At 47.4% G+C, this 18171-nt stretch carries 16 protein-coding genes and 1 tRNA gene; all 17 read right to left on the bottom strand.

The genetic code is table 11. From position 1 onward, the window contains the following. The coding region (locus tag QF669_02620) for a sialidase family protein (protein ID MDP6456338.1) at positions 1-1169 on the bottom strand (1169 nt) is incomplete at its 3' end. An 885-nt stretch (positions 1170-2054) separates the two neighbouring features. Beyond that, positions 2055-2128: transfer RNA gene (locus tag QF669_02615), tRNA-Pro, on the bottom strand. A 1-nt stretch (position 2129) separates the two neighbouring features. After that, complete coding sequence (locus QF669_02610) at positions 2130-2483, bottom strand: MerR family transcriptional regulator (GenBank protein ID MDP6456337.1); 354 nt, start codon at positions 2481-2483, stop codon at positions 2130-2132. 278 nt (positions 2484-2761) lie between these two features. Further along, positions 2762-3874, bottom strand: coding sequence for an alanine dehydrogenase (gene ald, locus QF669_02605; GenBank protein ID MDP6456336.1), 1113 nt, complete (start codon positions 3872-3874; stop codon positions 2762-2764). Beyond that, positions 3871-6078, bottom strand: a complete 2208-nt coding sequence (gene pnp / locus QF669_02600) for a polyribonucleotide nucleotidyltransferase (GenBank protein ID MDP6456335.1) — start codon at positions 6076-6078, stop codon at positions 3871-3873. Before pnp ends, ald begins: the two co-directional genes overlap by 4 nt. Before the next feature lie 20 nt (positions 6079-6098). Next, positions 6099-6368, bottom strand: a complete 270-nt coding sequence (rpsO, locus tag QF669_02595) for a 30S ribosomal protein S15 (GenBank protein ID MDP6456334.1) — start codon at positions 6366-6368, stop codon at positions 6099-6101. Continuing rightward, on the bottom strand, positions 6368-7273 hold the full coding sequence (locus tag QF669_02590) for a bifunctional riboflavin kinase/FAD synthetase (GenBank protein MDP6456333.1): 906 nt from the start codon (positions 7271-7273) through the stop codon (positions 6368-6370). The genes rpsO and QF669_02590 overlap by 1 nt, the downstream gene beginning before the upstream one ends. Before the next feature lie 14 nt (positions 7274-7287). Then, positions 7288-7944 carry a tRNA pseudouridine(55) synthase TruB gene (gene truB, locus QF669_02585; protein MDP6456332.1) on the bottom strand — a complete coding sequence of 219 codons (657 nt, stop codon included), beginning with the start codon at positions 7942-7944 and terminating at the stop codon, positions 7288-7290. Beyond that, the gene (gene rbfA, locus QF669_02580; protein MDP6456331.1) at positions 7941-8309 is read right to left on the bottom strand and encodes a 30S ribosome-binding factor RbfA; all 369 of its coding nucleotides are present in this window, start codon (positions 8307-8309) and stop codon (positions 7941-7943) included. Before rbfA ends, truB begins: the two co-directional genes overlap by 4 nt. Further along, positions 8306-8587: a DUF503 domain-containing protein gene (locus QF669_02575; GenBank protein ID MDP6456330.1), complete on the bottom strand. Its 282-nt coding sequence runs from the start codon at positions 8585-8587 to the stop codon at positions 8306-8308. Before QF669_02575 ends, rbfA begins: the two co-directional genes overlap by 4 nt. Positions 8588-8692: 105 nt before the next feature. After that, complete coding sequence (gene infB / locus QF669_02570; GenBank protein ID MDP6456329.1) at positions 8693-11149, bottom strand: translation initiation factor IF-2; 2457 nt, start codon at positions 11147-11149, stop codon at positions 8693-8695. 14 nt (positions 11150-11163) lie between these two features. Then, complete coding sequence (gene nusA / locus QF669_02565) at positions 11164-12546, bottom strand: transcription termination factor NusA (GenBank protein MDP6456328.1); 1383 nt, start codon at positions 12544-12546, stop codon at positions 11164-11166. A 12-nt stretch (positions 12547-12558) separates the two neighbouring features. After that, a complete protein-coding gene (locus QF669_02560) occupies positions 12559-12999 on the bottom strand; it encodes a hypothetical protein (protein ID MDP6456327.1) in 441 nt (146 codons plus the stop codon). 327 nt (positions 13000-13326) lie between these two features. Then, entirely contained in the window at positions 13327-14019 is a 693-nt protein-coding gene (locus QF669_02555; GenBank protein ID MDP6456326.1) for a tetratricopeptide repeat protein, read from the bottom strand. A gap of 361 nt (positions 14020-14380) precedes the next feature. After that, a complete protein-coding gene (locus QF669_02550; GenBank protein MDP6456325.1) occupies positions 14381-15079 on the bottom strand; it encodes a transglutaminase-like domain-containing protein in 699 nt (232 codons plus the stop codon). 94 nt (positions 15080-15173) lie between these two features. After that, positions 15174-17468: a T9SS type A sorting domain-containing protein gene (locus QF669_02545; GenBank protein ID MDP6456324.1), complete on the bottom strand. Its 2295-nt coding sequence runs from the start codon at positions 17466-17468 to the stop codon at positions 15174-15176. Positions 17469-17792: 324 nt separating this feature from the next. After that, a partial coding sequence (locus QF669_02540; GenBank protein MDP6456323.1) for a T9SS type A sorting domain-containing protein occupies positions 17793-18171 on the bottom strand: 379 nt, incomplete at its 5' end.

Below are 18171 nucleotides of genomic sequence, written 5' to 3'. Positions count from 1 at the left end.
GTCGTTGCAGCATCAGAATCTGTGGTCCAAGTACCATTATCTTGCATCCCACCCATTACTAAATTCTTTTTTGTAGCGGATGGATCCAGGGAAACGTGGTAGAACTGAGTAGTGAAATAACCGTTGTTTAGTGATGACCAGGTCATATCACTTTGCGTACCATCTTCTGTCCGGCTGACACCTCCATCGTGACCTGCAAGCAACACCTTAGAGTTGGAAGGTAAAAATACAAGTGAATGCTGATCAGGGTGTTGATTTTCATATTGAGATACATCATTCTCAGGTGAATATCCACCTATCCAACTTGTGCTAGTTGAATTTGCAAAACCGCTGGTTGACATATAGAGGTTTGTTCCGCCTATGTAAACAGTATTTTCGTCATCAGGTTTGATTTTTACAATCAGGTCGTAACCATATTGAGAATCAAAATCGCCCACTTCCCCCCCATAGGCAGGGAGATTCGTAGAAAGATCTGTCCATTGACCGTTCGATCCCGATCCGTCACCAGACGTATATGTATATTTCCACAAGAGATGATTCGCCGGGCCCTCCCCACCTATGTGGCCAAGCAGGTAGAGTACATTTTCATCGGAAGGGGCAATATCCAAAACGAGCCTATTGTAAGAAACAGGGAAATTGGTTGGTGTAATATTGGTCCAAGTAGCACCATCATCGGCTGATCTGTAGACACCTGACATATCAGTGTCGCTACTGAATACAGCATATAGTGTACCAGTAGAACTGATGGTTATATCGGAATAAGTTGCATATTCATCGGAGGGTGCAAGAACTACTTCCCATGAGGTACCTTCGTTTTTGCTTCTGTATACCCGGGAATAAGTTGCGGCAAAAACATACCCGTTGACAGGACTGACTCGAATTCGCCAAATATAATCAAAGAATGAATCGAAGCTCTGTGGAGTATTGCTGTCTGTTGAACTCAACACATTCCAGTTCAAACCCCCATCAGTTGATTTGAATATTCCGTCGCCATTAAAAAATGCGCCACCCCCTCCATCGGCAGAATTGCCTGTTAACTCCCCTGTTCCATAATACCAAATGTTATTTTCCCCAGTGCGAAGATCTTGTGCTATTGTTGTTACGCTATGTAGTTGATCTGGTTTTGTTGTCTTAGACCAAGAATTCCCTCCGTCTGTTGATCTCCACATTCCTCCTGAAACTCCTCCTGCCAGTAACACATTCTCATCAGAAATATCTACGGCTAAAGCCCGAGTTCGCCCCCCTACGTTGTACGGTCCTCGTTTCTTCCAGTCCGTCTTGCTCTCCCCTAATCTTCGGTCTAGTCGTAATGGCTCAGCAGTTGGCAGAAGCTTGGCGAACTCCAGTTCACGCTGTCTGATACCTTCTGGTATTTGATTGGTCTGGGGATCGCGGGTTCTCAGCCATTCGAACCTCCAGCGGGCAAAAGGATCGTCCTTATCACCGATTTGGTTCCTAGAAAATATTTGAATTGTTGAAGGAGTAACATTGTAGGAACTGTCAGATTCAATAAAGAAAGTGAAAAAACAGATCAGTAATCCAAGAAAAGTTTTTTTAGTAAGAATTTGAGTTTGCTTTTTTATTTCAATTCTTCCTTAAAGAATAACGGTATAATGATAACAGATTTATTGAAAACCCTCTCATAAATTTAATGTATACACTTATCAAGATAAAGTCAACTATTCAAATTTTTGCTCTAGAATGTGAGTGGGAGATATACTTCATAACTACCCCCCTGTTGTTGATGGGTATGGGGGGTCAAAACCGTTGAAAATCCTGTCCCCCCATACCATAGTCCCAATAACCTAACTGAAAGGAGGCTGTTATGGCTATCAGTCTATCATTCGTGAAACGCAACATCAGACAAAACTAACTGGATAAGCCGATCTGACGGCAAAGGCGGCAGTTAGAACAAATGACTTTAGCGTAGCATATATGTAGCAGATTTGTTAACACTTAGAGATATTTGACCAAAAAAACACAGCTGGTGCTACAATTCAATCCTGAAATGGAAAAACCCAATTCCTCGATGAGAAACTGGGTTTATCAAAAAGTCGGAGCGGCGAGATTTGAACTCGCGACCCCCTGAACCCCATTCAGGTGCGCTACCGGGCTACGCCACGCTCCGTCTAATCTTCCTTGAGTACTTCGAGTATTTCCTTGAGTTCTCCTTTAATCCTCCTGATAACAGTCTTGTACTGTTCCACGTTCTCTGTTGTCGCATCAGAAGACTTTGCCGATTTCAATCGCTGTCTTGCCCCTTCAATCGTGAATTTCTGATTGTAAAGCAAATCCTTGATGGTCAGCACTGTATCGATATCACTCTGGCGATAGGTGCGATTTCCAGCCCTATTCTTCTGTGGGCGCAACATGGGAAACTCAGTCTCCCAGTACCGCAGTACATACTGTTTGAGATCCGTAATCTCGCTCACCTCACTGATTGAGAAGTAGAGTTTCCTGATTTCTGATTCAGATTCCGCCATGGACTTAAAGCTTTACTTGATATTAGCAATAAGATCTCCCTCTGGCAAGAAATAAATAGTACGGTACGGTTGGTGCAAAAATGGTAGACCCAGCGATACACTGCCTCTTCATTCTCTCACTTCAAACGGTCCTCTACATAAGTTCAAATTATCCTATAATCCCCTCATGCTGAGAGCCTGTCCTGAGTCCTTTATCGGGGAGTTCGACAAAGAAAGGAGAAAAAGGGAGGTCTTCCAGCTAAGAGATGTTGTCTGAGAGTAGTGGTTAAACAGGCAGACTAAATAACATCTGATGGTGCGTGATATTCGATGCCGAACGCTTCTGCCACCCCGCAATGGGTAATCTTCCCGGCACAGGTATTCACAGCAGACAGCAGGTGCGGATCAGCTGCAACAGCTTCCTTAAGACCGAGATCGGCCACAGACTTCACGTACGGCAGGGTAGAATTCGTCAGAGCAATAGTTGATGTAAACGGTACCGCACCCGGCATATTGGCCACACAATAGTGAATAATATCATCCACTACATAAATGGGATCTTCATGGGTTGTCGGTTTGCACGTTTCAATACAGCCCCCCTGGTCAACAGATACATCCACAATTACACTTCCTTTGTCCATAATATTGAGCATATCACGGGTAACGAGCTTCGGCGCCCGCGCCCCCACGATCAGGACTGCTCCCACCAGCAGATCAGTATTGGGTAGCAAATCGATGATACTGTGACGGCTGCTGAAAAGGGTGATCACATTTTTGGGCATTGTATCGTCGAGATACCTGAGGCGCTCCACATTCGTATCCAATACGTAAACGATTGCTCCCAGGCCGGCAGCAATCTTGGCTGCGTTTGTGCCCACGATACCGCCGCCGAGAATAACGACCGTCGCCGGTTCCACTCCCGGAACACCACCTAATAGAACCCCCTTACCCCCCATACGCTGTTCCAGGTATTTGGCGCCCTCTTGGACGGACATACGGCCGGCTACCTCGCTCATGGGAATCAGCAGAGGAAGTGATCCGTCATCCAGTTGCATTGTTTCGTAGGCCAGCCCGGTGGCTTCCGTAGCGGCAAACTGTCTGGTGAGTGTTTCCGAAGCTGCGAAATGGAAGTAGGTAAAAACAATCTTCCCTTTTGACAGCAGTGATATCTCTTCAGTGAGCGGTTCCTTTACTTTAACAATCATCTCCGCCCGAGTGTACACCTCTTTCAGCGACGCAGCGATTTCGGCACCCTGAGTCTCATAATCTTCATCACTGAATCCGCTGCCGGCGCCGGCGTTTTTCTCCACCACAACGTCATGACCCGCTACCGTCAGCTCAAGGACACCGTGGGGAGTCAGAGCAACTCGCATCTCCTGAGATTTAATCTCTTTCGGGACACCGACGATCATCTATTTCTGTCACCGGAATAGTTTCTTTTCCTCTCCGGGCGGTTACCTTTCCTGTCACGAGAGTGGCGATTGCCACCCGGCCGGCCACCCCGTTGACTCCGAGGCCGCGGCGGCGGAAGATCCTTCGGTCGTTCCGTAAGCGCTTTCTGACTGACATCGAAACGACCGCTATCGTCAACTTTGATGATCTTGACTTTCACCACGTCGCCGATATTCACTTCATCCTCTACCTTTTCCGTCCGGTAGTGAGAGATTTCGCTGATGTGCAGCAGTCCTTCCTTGCCGGGCGCCAGTTCAACGAATGCACCGAAATTAAGAATCCTGCGTACAGCACCTTCGAATATGGCGCCCACTTCAGGCTCCATCATTATTGCTTCTACCATTTTCAGCGCCTTCTGACAGTTCTCCAGCACTGGCGATGTAAGGACTACAACACCGTCATCATCAACCTCAACTTCACATTCACACTCCTTGATAATGGCACGGATGTTTCGTCCGCCGGGACCGATCAGTTCACCGATCTTTTCAGGATTGATTTCAGTCCGCAGAATCTTCGGCGCGTATTGAGATACTGTCTCACGTGGCTTGCTGAGATGTTCATCCATCACGTCGAGGATATGGAACCTGCCGGTCTTGGCCTTCTCCAGCGCTTGCGATATAAGATCCATTGACAGGCCGTCAATCTTCAGGTCCACCTGCACCGATGTGATGCCATCCCGCGTACCGGCTACTTTGAAATCCATGTCGCCATAGTGATCTTCTTCTCCCAGGATATCGGTTAGCATCACAGACTTATCACCGTCGGTAACCAGGCCGACGGAAATGCCTGAGACCGCTGCTTTGATCGGCACGCCCGCATTCATGAGCGCCAGCGAGCCTGAACATACAGTAGCCATGGATGAAGATCCGTTCGACTCCAGAATGTCCGAAACGATACGCACAGTGTATGGGAATTTTTCCGGCGCGGGCATAACCTGCTCCAGTGCTCGTTCGGCCAGATTACCGTGGCCCACTTCCCTTCGGCTCACACCGAGGTAACGCCGCACTTCGCCAACACTGAAAGGCGGAAAATTGTAGTGAAGCATGTAGTGTTTCTTGAATTCACCATCAATGTCATCTACAAACTGCTCATCCGATTTGGAGCCCAGTGTAACTGTGGCCAGACTCTGCGTCTCACCGCGGGTGAAGAGGGCGCTGCCGTGGGTACGCGGCAGAATGCCTTCCTGGATAGTAATGGAGCGGATCTCACTCTCTCCCCTGCCGTCGGGTCGCTGCCCTTCGTTCAGGATCCTGTGGCGGAGTGCACTTTTCATCTTATCGGAAATTATAGTCTTGATGACTTGCTCCTGCTCCGGGAAATTCTCTTCAAGTGCTTCCACGATTTCATCCTTAACAGCATCCACGGCTGACCTTCTCTCATCTTTGTCACCATGTGCGATCTTTTCGATGCGGCCGTCCAGACGATCCGTGACTGCTTTCACCAGCTTGTCATCCACCTCTTCCTCAACGATTTCACGCTTCGGCTTGCCGAGACCTTCAACGAAAGATTTCTGAAACTTGATGATATCCTTAATGGCTTCGTATCCGTACTGCACCGCAATCATCAAATCTTCTTCCGATATTTCGCTCGCCTCGCCTTCCATCATGACGATCGCATCTTCTCCGCCTGTCAGGACAAGATCAAGTGCACTTTCCTCCAGTTGGGAGTAAGTGGGATTAAGGACGGGCTTACCATCGATCATCCCCATCCTGACGGCCGCTATGGGACCGTTCCACGGGATATCCGACAGCATGAGCGCCACCGACGCCCCGAGGCTGCCAAGGATGTCCGCCGGATTTTCCTGATCCGTTGACAAAAGGTTTATCATCACCTGCGTCTCACAACGAAATCCGTCAGGGAAAAGGGGACGGATAGGCCTGTCTGTTAAGCGGGATGCCAATATCTCCTTCTCTGACGGCCTCCCCTCTCTTCTGAAGAATCCACCGGGAATTTTCCCGGCAGCGTACGTACGCTCTCTATACTCTACCGAAAGCGGGAAAAAACTGATTCCCACGCGCGGATTCTTATCCGCATTCACAGCTACCAATACTACTGTATCACCGTAAGTCACAACTACGGATCCCGATGACTGCTTGGCCATCAGACCCGTTTCCAGCGTCAGAGACTTCCCAGCCAGTTCAATTGTCTCTTTTTTTACACTCATTAATTTCCTCTCTTCCTTTCTCAGCGTCTGATATTCAGATCACTAGTTATTTTTATATAGTTCTCGTAATCTACTCTCTTAAGATACTTAAGCAGTCTTCTGCGTCTACTGACCATCATTGTCAGTCCCCGCCGGGAATGATGATCTCTCTTGTGTGTCTTGAAATGCGTGTTAAGATCCCGTATCCTTTCGGTCAATGATGCGATCTGAACCTCGGTAGATCCCACATCTTTCTCATCCTTGCCGAAGGTGGTGACGATTTCCTGTTTTTTCTCCTTTACTAAAGGCATTACTCCTCCTCTTTGTACAGATTGATTCTACTCTCACAGAATCTTTTATCTTGCTCCAGTTGTTCTATCAGTTCATCCGCGTTGTCAAACTTGCGTTCATCACGGATTCTCTCCAGGAATTGGACTTCCAACGTCTCACCGTAAAGATTATCAACTTCACCGTCAAACAGGTGTATTTCCATGACGAAATCCTTTTCCTCAAATGTCGGTCGATAGCCGATATTGCACATTCCGTAATAGATGTTATCCTCTATCATTGCGCGGGCGAAATATACCCCCGTTTTGGGTAAAAGCTGTGCTTCATTCTCAGGCACAAAATTGGCTGTGGGAAAGTTCAGTGATCGGCCTCTTCCTACCCCTTGCACCACAGTCACGTCAAATCCGAACTGCCAACCCAGTTCAAAGGACGCCCGCTGGACATGACCGTCACGGATCAGGTTTCTAATACGGGTGCTGCTGAGGATTACGTCCTGATCCCCTACACCAGCCACCACATCTACCTCATACCTCTCCTGCTTACTGTTGGTGAGGAATTCACTGTCTCCTTCGCGATTATGACCAAACCTGTGATCATAGCCCACGATAATATGGGACGGTTCGAAATACTTGAGCAGAACGTTATCCAGGAAGTCTTGCGCCGATGTCTGTGAAAATTTATCGTCAAAAGGGATAACCAGCGCCGTGTCGATGCCCATGAACTCCAGCAGCTCCATTTTTTTTTCTACCTGCATTAAAATTTCGAAACCGTCCTTGGGCATCAGTATATGTTTTGGATGAGGATCAAACGTCACCACAACCGATTTTTGTTCCAGTGCTCTGGCCGTTGTCACCACCTCATGTATCACTTCCTGATGTCCGCGGTGCAGCCCATCGAAAGACCCGATCGTCAGTACGGTGTTCTTCATGGGCTGAACATCCTCTATGCAGCGGTAGACATCCATTGCTGCTCCAGCAGATCAAATGAGAGACAGTCATCCAGATGATAATCACCCACTCTTGTTCTCCTGAGGGCGGTAAGGTGTCCCGCAGTACCGAGTGCATTGGCCATATCAGAGGCCAGCTGTCTTATGTATGTCCCCTTGCTGCAAGTGACACTGAAGGTGATAGTGTCATCAGACAGGTCGATCAGCTGAAGAGCGAGTATCCGGACTGCTACCGGATCCCGGTCTACCTGCTCTCCGCGGCGGGCAAGCTTATAGAGTCGCGTTCCGTCGATCTTCTTCGCCGAATACATGGGCGGCGTCTGCTCAATTTCACCGCGGAACTGGGCCAAAACATTTTCAATCTTACTCGCTGTCAGATGAGGTATCTCGCGCTGATCTGTCACCTCACCTGTCAGATCCAGGGTATCCGTCTCTTCGCCTAGTTTCAGCTCAGCCAGGTAGTCTTTAGAAGTAGCAGAAAGCTGGCTCAACATGCGCGTCGACTCCCTCCCGATTCCCACAACAAGAACACCCTCCGCGAAAGGGTCCAGCGTACCGGCGTGGCCCACTTTTTTCTCTCCCGTAATGGATCTCACCTTCTCTACAACATCGAAAGAAGTCCACTTTACCGGTTTGTTGATGGCGATTATCATTCTGAGGAGATATCCGATTTGTGGATTTGTGAAAAAATACGTTCCATCTGGTCAACCGTCTCACTGGTATCATCGTAGTGAAAAGCCAGATCGGGTACAGATTTCGACGTTATTTCACGACCGAGTAGACCGCGGATGTAACCCTTACGCTGTTTGAAAAAACGCTCAACTTCTCCCATTTCCACGGCGTTGCCCAGGACACTTACGTAAACCTTGGCGTGTTTCAGGTCTTTCGACGCTACTACATTAGTCACCGTCACAAAACCGATGCTTTTTGTATCGACCTCACGTTGTATTATTTCGCTGAGAATTTTCATCAGTTCACGACCATACCGCTCAGACCTGGAATAAGGTTTTATGCTCATACTATTTCGCTGGATTCAGATGACACTTCCACGGGGAAACGTTTTTCTATGAACTGCTGGATGGAGTCCATACTGGTCTTCAGCTTGGCCCTGTCATTGCCTGCCATAGCCACCTCCAGCACGGCTGACTGCCATACGTCATGATAATCAATCTCCGCCACAGATACATTTTTCTTTTTGCGCAGATAGTTCTTGAGTGGATTAAGAATAGCTCTTTTTTCCTTGAGAGAATGGGGACTCATCAGGTGTAGTTCCATGCGGAGTATACCTACAGCCATCGTCTATCGTGTGCGCCTCTGTCCATATTATGATTAGTAACTGATTTATGCCGTGTATACAGGAATGAGGAAAACGTTCTGGTCTCTTCCGTTAAAGCGCAAAGTTTACTTAAGGGTTCGCTTAACCTCCTCAGTCGCATAGACTTCAATGAGGTCCCCTTCTTCAAAGCTATCCATTCCCCGGATTCCGATGCCGCACTCTTTCCCGCTATCCACAGATTTTACGTCATCCTGGAAGTGCTTCAGTGATGTAATCTGCCCTACTGTGATAATCTCATCATCGCGCTTGATCCTTGCCAAGTCGTTACGGCTGACCACCCCGTCAGTGATGATGCAGCCGGCAATTGATCCTTTACGTGAAATCTTAAACACCTGGCGCACTTCGGCCGTACCAAGTACCTTCTCAACAATGTCAGGCTCAAGCATACCTTCAACGGCAAGTCTTATCTCGTCGGTAGCTTCATAGATTACATCATACTTTCTGATGTCAACACCGCTGTTGTTAGCCAGCAGAGTAGCGTTTGAGTGGACGCCAACGTTGAATCCGACAATAATAGCGTTTGAGGCGGTGGCCAGTAGCACATCGGATTCGGATACGGTACCGACTCCCTGGTGAACAATATCAACCTTGATCTCATCACTGGGAATTTCAGCGAGCGCGTCAACAAGTGCTTCGATTGACCCATCGACGTCAGCTTTCACCACCAGCGGCAGTGTCTTGGCGACCCCCTCCCTGATTTCCTTGGAAAGCCGGTCGAGCGACATGGTCCTGATCTTCTGACGATCGATCTCACGCTGCATACGATCTCTTTCAGAAGCGTGCTTTTTGGCTACCTTTTCATCATACACAACTGCCAGTCTGTCACCGGCCTGAGGCGGCGTATGGAAGCCGAGTACCTGCACCGGGGTCGCCGGACCGGCAAAATCGATGCGGGTGTTTCTTTCATTCATCAACGCCCTGACTTTACCATAACTGTTACCGCAAACGAAGACGTCGCCTACTTTCAGCGTCCCTTTCTGGATCAGGACAGTCCCGATTGCACCGTGGGCCCGGTCAAGACGCGACTCGATGACAATTCCCATGGGGTCTACCTCAGGATTCGCTTTCAGTTCAAGTACTTCCGTCTCCAGCGCCAGCAGATCGAGAAGCTCATCGACCCCCTCGCCTGATTTGGCCGACAGAGGAATACATTGAATCTTGCCACCCCAATCTTCTACCAGTACTCCATTCTCGGACAATTCTTGCTTCACCCTGTCGGGATTGGCACTGCTTTTATCAATCTTATTAATGGCTACCACAATGGGCACATCGGCAGCTTTGGCATGGTTGATCGCTTCTACCGTCTGCGGCTTTACTCCATCGTCCGCAGCGACGATAAGAATGACCACATCCGTCACCTGAGCGCCACGAGATCTCATGGCTGTAAAAGCTTCATGACCGGGTGTATCCAGAAATGTAACCGCTCTCCCGTCCTCCAGATTGACAGCGTAAGCACCTATATGCTGTGTAATACCGCCGGCCTCACCCGCTACAACGTTCTCACTGCGGATATAATCGAGCAGGGATGTTTTTCCGTGATCCACATGCCCCATAATGGTTACTACTGGTGCACGGGGTACCGCGCCCTCAAGCTCTTCTTCACTTATTTGCAGACTGAGAATATCATCGGTCTCTTCCTCTACCATCTCCACCTGATAGCCGGCGTCTTCAACCAGAAGGGTGATGGTATCAATATCGAGCCGCTGGTTTATAGTAGCAGGGACACCCAGTTCCAGACACTTGGTAATTATTTCGGCCGGACTCAAATCGAGGATACCGGCAACTTCCTGTACGCTCATGAATTCTTTTACCTTAACCGCCGGGACATACTCAACTTCACTTTCTTCACCGTCCTCTACCCTGTCTCTCTTATATTTCTTCTTCTTGGTCTTGGTATCCATCCTGGCCAGCGTCTGGCGCACAGTGGTACTGACTGAGACAGGCTGTCCATCCTTCTTTTCTTTGTCCTCTTCTGTCTTCTTAACCGGTTTGACCGGCGGACGTCTCCTGCCTGAATCTATCTTGGCCTGGATATCGGCCAGCTCCACTTTGCGGAACTTCGTTTTCTTGCGCGGCGCTGGCTCTTCTTCTGTAACTTCAGTTTCAGGCTTGCCATCTGAACTGACATCCCTTTCGGCTTCATCTGCCGACTCAACAACATCCAGTTCGGCTTCATCCTCCGCCAGCACCTGCTCTTCAACCGCTTTCTTCTCTTCCTCCTCTAGTTTGCGCTGCTCGTCAGGCATCATGATCTCGAATTCGCCGGCAGGATGAAGTCTTTCCTCAAGTTTGCGGAAATGGATCTCTTTACGGACCTTCTCCTTCCTGTAGCGTGAGACAGACTGAAGATCCTTCTCAAATTCCTCAACGATCAGCTGATAGGTCTGTTCATTAACAGGACTCATATGACTCTTGACTTCTATTCCGTTCTTGTCAAGCAGTTCTATGATATCATGATGGGAGATATTCAGTTCTTTAGCGATATGAACTATTCGACGTGACGCTGTTGCTGCTTCAGCCACTTCTTCTCCCTCTGTTATACTGCCTCGGCTTCAGTTAAGGCAGTGTCAGTTTTCTCCTTGCCTTCAATATCACTGGTGGGCAGATCATTCTCACTATCCCCGGCATGGGATACCGTTTCTTCTTCCTCTTCTTGCGTATCTTCTTCCTCGGGTGTCATCAGAGATTCAAGATGTGTATCAATCTTTGTACTGATCGTGTCAATCATTTTTTCACCGACACCCTTTACCGCCAGCATATCCTCCCGGGATGCCGACCGGAAATCACTTACTGTTTCTACACCGGCCTGACTCATGAGCTCTACCATGCGCTCCGTAAGAGTTTCGATCTGTCCCAGAAAGAACGTCTCATCCGATTTGGCACCTTCGTATTCTGACTGCCTGAAAGCTTCGATATTATAACCGGTAACATTTGATGCCAGTCTGATATTTTGATAACTCTTGCCGACCCCTGATTCCATCTCCTCATCATCGAAGACGGCCACACAATACATGCGCTCATCATCGATATAAAGGTTGAACGGTTTGGCAGGCGAGAGTGCCCGTGAAATGAGAACTTCCGGCTGTGAACTGTAATTGACGACATCAATCTTTTCGCCATTCAGTTCGCGTACAACAGCTTGGATACGACTGCCTCGCATCCCGACACACGCGCCCACGGCGTCAATTCGCCTGTCGTGAGACTGAACGATGATCTTTGCTCTAACGCCCGGAGCCCGGGAAATGGAGAGTATCTCAATGATACCGTCTTCAATTTCCGGTACTTCCATCTCGAACAGTTTGGCCAGGAATTTTTCATCACTCCTCGATACAACAATATCGGGCCCTTTGGCTGTCATCTCAACCGACTTGATGATGGCACGTACCGAATCGCCGCGCCTGAAACGCTCGTTCTCAATCTGATCTTCTCTCGGCATCCTCAGTTCACTTTGGTCGATGTGAATATAAAGATTATCCCTGTGTGTCTGCCTTATATCGCCGATGACGATCTCTCCTACCCGGCCGATGTAATCATCGAACGTATTCCTCTTTTCAATATCCTTGATTTTCTGGGCAAGGAACTGTTTGGCGTTGGCAACCAGCCGCCTACCGAAAAGCTGCGGCTGAACCACTTCGATGAACGTCTCTCCCAGCTGAAGATCAGGTTCAATCTTTTGCGCCTTATCTAGAGAAATCTCGGTGAAAGGATCATCTACCAGCTCAACAATGGTCTTCTCTTGATAGACTTCAATTTCACCACGGTCTATATTGACAATCACCTCACAATTATCGGCACAACCGTATTCCTTTTCGATAAGAGTCTTGAAAAGCTCTTCAATGATTGAGCTGATCTCAGTCCTGTCGATCTTCTTCTCTTTAACTATGTCGGTGAAACATTGGATCAGTTCTTGATTATCCAACGGTACCTCCTTTTAATTGACTCGGATGATAAGAATCGCTTTGCCGATCTTTTCCCAGGGGATATCAAATGACCCTTTTCTATTCTCGACAATCACCGATTCATCATCAACAGACGATATCCGCCCCTCTACGGGGTTTGGAATTGCAACAGCATCATGGTGAATCCTGACACGCCGGTTAAGATTTCTCCTGAACTGATACGGCTCCGTCAGCGGAGAGTCGAGCCCGGGAGATGTAACTTCGAGTTCAAATCCTTCAGGCAGAAGTGCCGTCAGACGTTCAGACTCCTGAATTCGTCTGGAAACATCCGCAATCTCATCGAGCGATACCCCTTCCACCGTATCTACGGTCAATTTGAGGCGGCGCTGTGACCCACCAAGAGAGATATGCTGATTAATCAACATTAGTCCCTCATCGACGACAATACGCGAAAGGATTTCTTCTATTTCCATGCTGTCATTCCCATTTCAAAAAACTGCTGTTACAAAAAAGTGGGTCTTAGCCCACCAAAACAGCACGGAAAGTTACCTGAATCTAGCTCCATACGCAAGCAAATTAGCGTCGTTTGCGCAGTGGCATAGGTCTGTCCAAAACAGATCCTCACGTAGATTATCTGGTCAGCAATAGAAGTCTCTGATCCTTCTAGGTTTATCGACATTCATCTTGAATGAAATGACTGCTGCTTGCCACAGGAGTGGAGGCAAGGATATGCTCCACCACGATTAGATGTGAATCTTGAGGATTATTTAAGGGGGTAAGTGACGGTGTGGCGGTAGTGATCAGTTCTCGACATTGGAGGAGAGGATATCAAGCATGGCAGTGACTTCATCAACCTGTGCCTGGATGTTGAATTCTCCCACGTCCTGACGGATGGCATCGAGTGATTTTCCAGCCTTCTTGTATTCCCCTGCTTTTATCCAGGCGAGAGCGGCGCTGATCAGATTCTGGTTACTGACGGTCGGCACAGTAGATACTGATGCGGCTTTTTCGAAATAGCCGGCGGCTTCCTCGTACTGCTCACTCTTGAAAGAGAGATCACCGATTGTCCGGAAAGCGCCCGCTGCAAGGAATGAATTGTCCGCGGATGCGATATAGTCTTCTAAACTCTTTTTTGCCTCCTCCTCATTTTCCTGCATCAGTAGCGACTGCCCGAGATAATATTGCGCTTCATTGCCAGCCGTTGAGCCAGGATAATCATTGATAAGGATGTCAAAATCGGTCACCGCCGTCGCATAATCTTCACCCTGATAGTTGACAAGAGCTCGTGCCATTACGCCACGCGCCTCATTGTTAGAGGAACTTCCCGTGGAAAAAGCAATTAATCCGATAACTGCGACCGCCGCGAGTCCAGCACCCACATAGTTGATTAGCTTGCGGTTTTCCGCATGGAACTGTTGCGCCCGGTGCACCGTCTCCAGAAGCGGATCGTGCCGGATCTCCTTTTTTGTCATCTTTCTTTTGGGCTTCAGCATTCAAGTTACCTCACTACAATAATCAGAACATTTTCAGACTGGTAATTTAGAGCAGATAAATTAAATGAGGACGTAAAAACTGAACAATTGAGCCTGAACAAGGTCTCTCCTAAGCAACTGGTTTATATCCGACAATTACTCCGCCATTTATGGCAGAGTAACGATACGAAATGAAAGTGATTCACTCAGGTTTCCTGCGCTCTCCACCTGAACGTCTCTCTTCGCCTGCCCTTTTTTCGTTTTTTATAGTTTTCTCCTTCTGTCTGCGCTGATCTTCTCTTCGATCAATTCCTCTTTTCTTGTGCATTGAACTGTCCTCCGTAATTCATTGTGAATGTGCCGTCAGCGACCGCTAACGAAGTCACTTTACTACTTCCTCCTTAAAGAAATCAGGACCCTGCTTACCACCTGACGATTCCAGCCGCTGGATCCATTTACTTATGCGGCGCTTACCATAACTCTCTTCCCAGGCCGATACAATCTCATCCACCGGAATGTCGGCGTGAGTGCCATGAAACTCTGTATATTCCATAAATTGCTTCCTGTCAAGGTTGTATGCATGAAAGAGCGAATCCTCCCTACCGTTGAATTCTAAGGGAGTCACCTTATGTTTGTGGCACAGCTCAACATTGAATGCCGGCGTCGCCTTAACCCATTTCCCATCGAGGAACAGATCCACATAGGCGTGATAGACAAATATGTTGCTGCCTAACATTTCGATAAACTGCCTGGTGGCCAAGTGATTCCTTACCGTGGCAAAACCGATCCGTGTCGGTATGCCACACGCCCTTCCCAAGGCCGACAACAGCGACGCCTTACTGATGCAAAAACCTCTACCACACTTAAGAACGCTACTGGCGCGATAGTGTTCGGGGAGATAAAACGGAGAGTAGGGATCGTACCAGATACCGTCGCGCACCGCTAAGTACAGTTTTACCGCCATGGCGACAGGATCGTTTTCACTCCCTTCGATTACCCTTGCGGCATATTCCGCTATGCTTGCATGATCACTGTCGATGATTGCCGTGGAGTTGAGATATTTTTCACCCACTTGACTCATTCTCACGCCGCTTTCAATTTATACAAAAATGCAGTTATTATCTCTTGAGCAAATACGAAACTGAAAATCAGTAGCAGTATGGCGAGGTGCTTTTTCATTTCAATAACAGCATCTTCCGTGTCTGACTGAACTCTCCAGCCTGTATCCGGTACAGATAAACACCGGCACTCACTGATCTGCCTAACTCATCAGTACCGTCCCAGACAGCTATTCTGTTGCCAGCATCCTGTGATTGATTGACAAGGGTCTTTATCTGTTTACCCAGTACATCGTAAATGCCCAGAGTGACCTGAGCTTGTTCTGGCAGGTCATAGCTGATTGTGGTGGTAGGATTGAAAGGATTTGGATAGTTGGCGTGCAGAGCAAATGATTCAGGCAGCACCGCCTCATCATCAACAGCATAAGCACTGGCGTCTATGGTAAGCTGGAACGGACCGTTAGATGCATATGTGTCCATTCCGCCATCTGAAGCAACTATTGTCCACGTACCCTGTACAAACTCAACCCCTGCCGTATGCATATAATGTTCAATATGATGATAAGGGATTCGGTACATATTTGTAGTGCTTTCCTCATCAGAGGTGACGATGAACTTTATATATTCCTGTAAGTCACCTGTCAGCGCCCTTCTGTAGGTTACTTTATCTCCATCTGGGTCTATAGCTTGGTTCCACGCAAAGTAGAGTGTATCGAGGTAGTTTTGACGTGTTATGCCTACATGTGCGTTGTCAGAAGGGAATACCAGCTCAAACGGTTCCGGAGCATGTTGAGGTGTAGCCCGTGGATTCTCATAGGCTCCCATATCCGGATTGCTACCTGCTGGACTAGGACGTGGATTACCATCTAAGTCAGTTGACGGGGCGTAGTACCACGTATCATCAAACTGGGCTGAGTAGACCCCGGCACCAATACCGGGTGAATAGTCCCCGATATGATAATTGCCGTTTGCCGCATCAATGAAGTGAGGGGCAGCATCGATATTGCCTTCGCCATCCCAGTCGCCTTCTATATCTGAATACATTATATCAAAAGAACCTGAGTTTATTTGTATATCATCATCCCAGATAATTGAATTGTTAACATTTATATTACCTCCATTGATAGAAAAATCTTCACCAGCATTATTAGATGAATTCCCAGATATTGTAACTGAATTCAGTGTTAGTTCAACGTTTTCATAAGTATATAAAGCACCTCCACTTGCAGATACTGATTCATTTTTAAAAATCCCTACATTTTGAATGTACCCTGTCGTGTTACCAATCCACAAAGCTCCTCCCGATTCCTCTGATTTATTGTCTCTAAAATCAGAATTTTTTATTTCGAAATAGTTTGGGGTATCACCATTTATCGTTATTGCACCAGCAGATTCTGAAGTGACTATATTTCCTGCAAAATTGCATCCATCAATTATTAGTGTGTCTGTGTTCCAGCTTGATATTGCACCACCATTATAATCATTAGAATTACCCTGAAATAATGAATTCTTTATTTCTACAAAATGTAAATTATCTAAGAAGATGGCACCCCCATCATGATTAATGGAAGACGAATTGTTGCTGAAATTAGAATCTTCAATTCTTAATTCTATCTGAGAATCTTCTCCATCCATCCAAAAATTAGAATTAATTGCAGGGCCCGCATGATTATCATGTATACTTACATTTTTTAGTGTTGTCGTCGCATTCGACACAAGGATTGTGGCACTACAACTTTCCTCGGTGCACGAATGATTCATCACTTCTACATTATCCATTATAACAATACTTGGATATGTCGTAGGATTGTCGGTACCAATCGTTATTGCTGGCACCCAATTTCCAGAATTATTGCTTATAACACAATTCCGGATTTCAGCACTCGCTCTCCAGATGTCAATTCCGCCACCACCCTCTTTTGCCCAATTTTCCTTTATAATACATCCTTCAACCAAGGGGTTGGCATTATTAGTAACATGAATACCACCACCAGACCACATTTCCCGTCTATTTCCTTTGATAATTAAATTTCGCAAAGTAGGTGAACCATCCCATACATTTATACCTCCACCAGCCTCATCTGAACTACCATTGGCATTACCACCATTTGTAATTGTAAACCCATCCAATACACAATCCCGAGTAGTTAAAGCTGAACTATTAAATTCGATAACATGTTTTATTTCACCGCCATCAATAATTGTCTTTTCAGCCCCATTTTCGCTGATAATCTTTATGTCTTTATCGATAATTAAGTTTTCGGTGTAGGTCCCGTCAGCAACCAGTACCGTATCTCCAGCACTGGCAGCGTCAATAGCCGCTTGGATGGTAGAATATTGAGAGGGGACGTTTAGGGTTGTAGCTGTAGCGGTGGTAAAGATTATTAGAGTGCTGACAAATGCTTTTCGCATAGCAATACCTCTGTGGGAAAGTGGTTGAGAAAGCTGATGTGGAAGTGTGGGCGCACATTTTGTGGGCACATCCTGTGAATCATCGCTCCTAAGAGTCTCTAAAAGTACAAGCTACATAGATATCGGGACAGTGTCAACCCTTATACGAGAAACCCCTCGGAAAGAGGGGTCTCAGAGAAGCGGAGAGAGGGGGATTCGAACCCCCGTTACGGGGATACCGTAAACACGCTTTCCAAGCGTGCGAATTTAAGCTATTTTACCTAGAAGCAACCGTTACTTCAGATGGCTCTGCATCCCGAATTAGCGTATCCTAATAGTATTGATCTATTTCAATAACAGCATCTTCCTAGTCTGGCTGAACTCCCCAGCCTGTATCCTGTACAAGTAGACACCAGCACTCACAGACCTACCCAAACCATCAGTACCGTCCCAGACAGCTATTCTGTTCCCAGCATCCTGTGGGTGATTAACAAGGGTCTTTATCTGTTTGCCCAGCAAATCGTAGATGCCAAGGGTTACCAGTGACCGCTTCGGTAAATCATAGGTGATTGCAGTGCTGGGGTTGAATGGGTTGGGATAGTTCTGATAGAGTGCGAAAAATTCCGGTAGCGGAACGCTGTCACGGCCGCCTTCATCAATAGCTACAGCTTGTGGAGGAGCGGAATACAAGCCGCTGTTGGTTGCGTCGCCGTGGAACATGCTC

It is taken from the genome of Candidatus Neomarinimicrobiota bacterium (assembly GCA_030743815.1).
Lineage (GTDB): Bacteria > Fidelibacterota > Marinisomatia > Marinisomatales > S15-B10 > UBA2146.
This window is presented reverse-complemented; position numbering and strand designations above follow the sequence as displayed.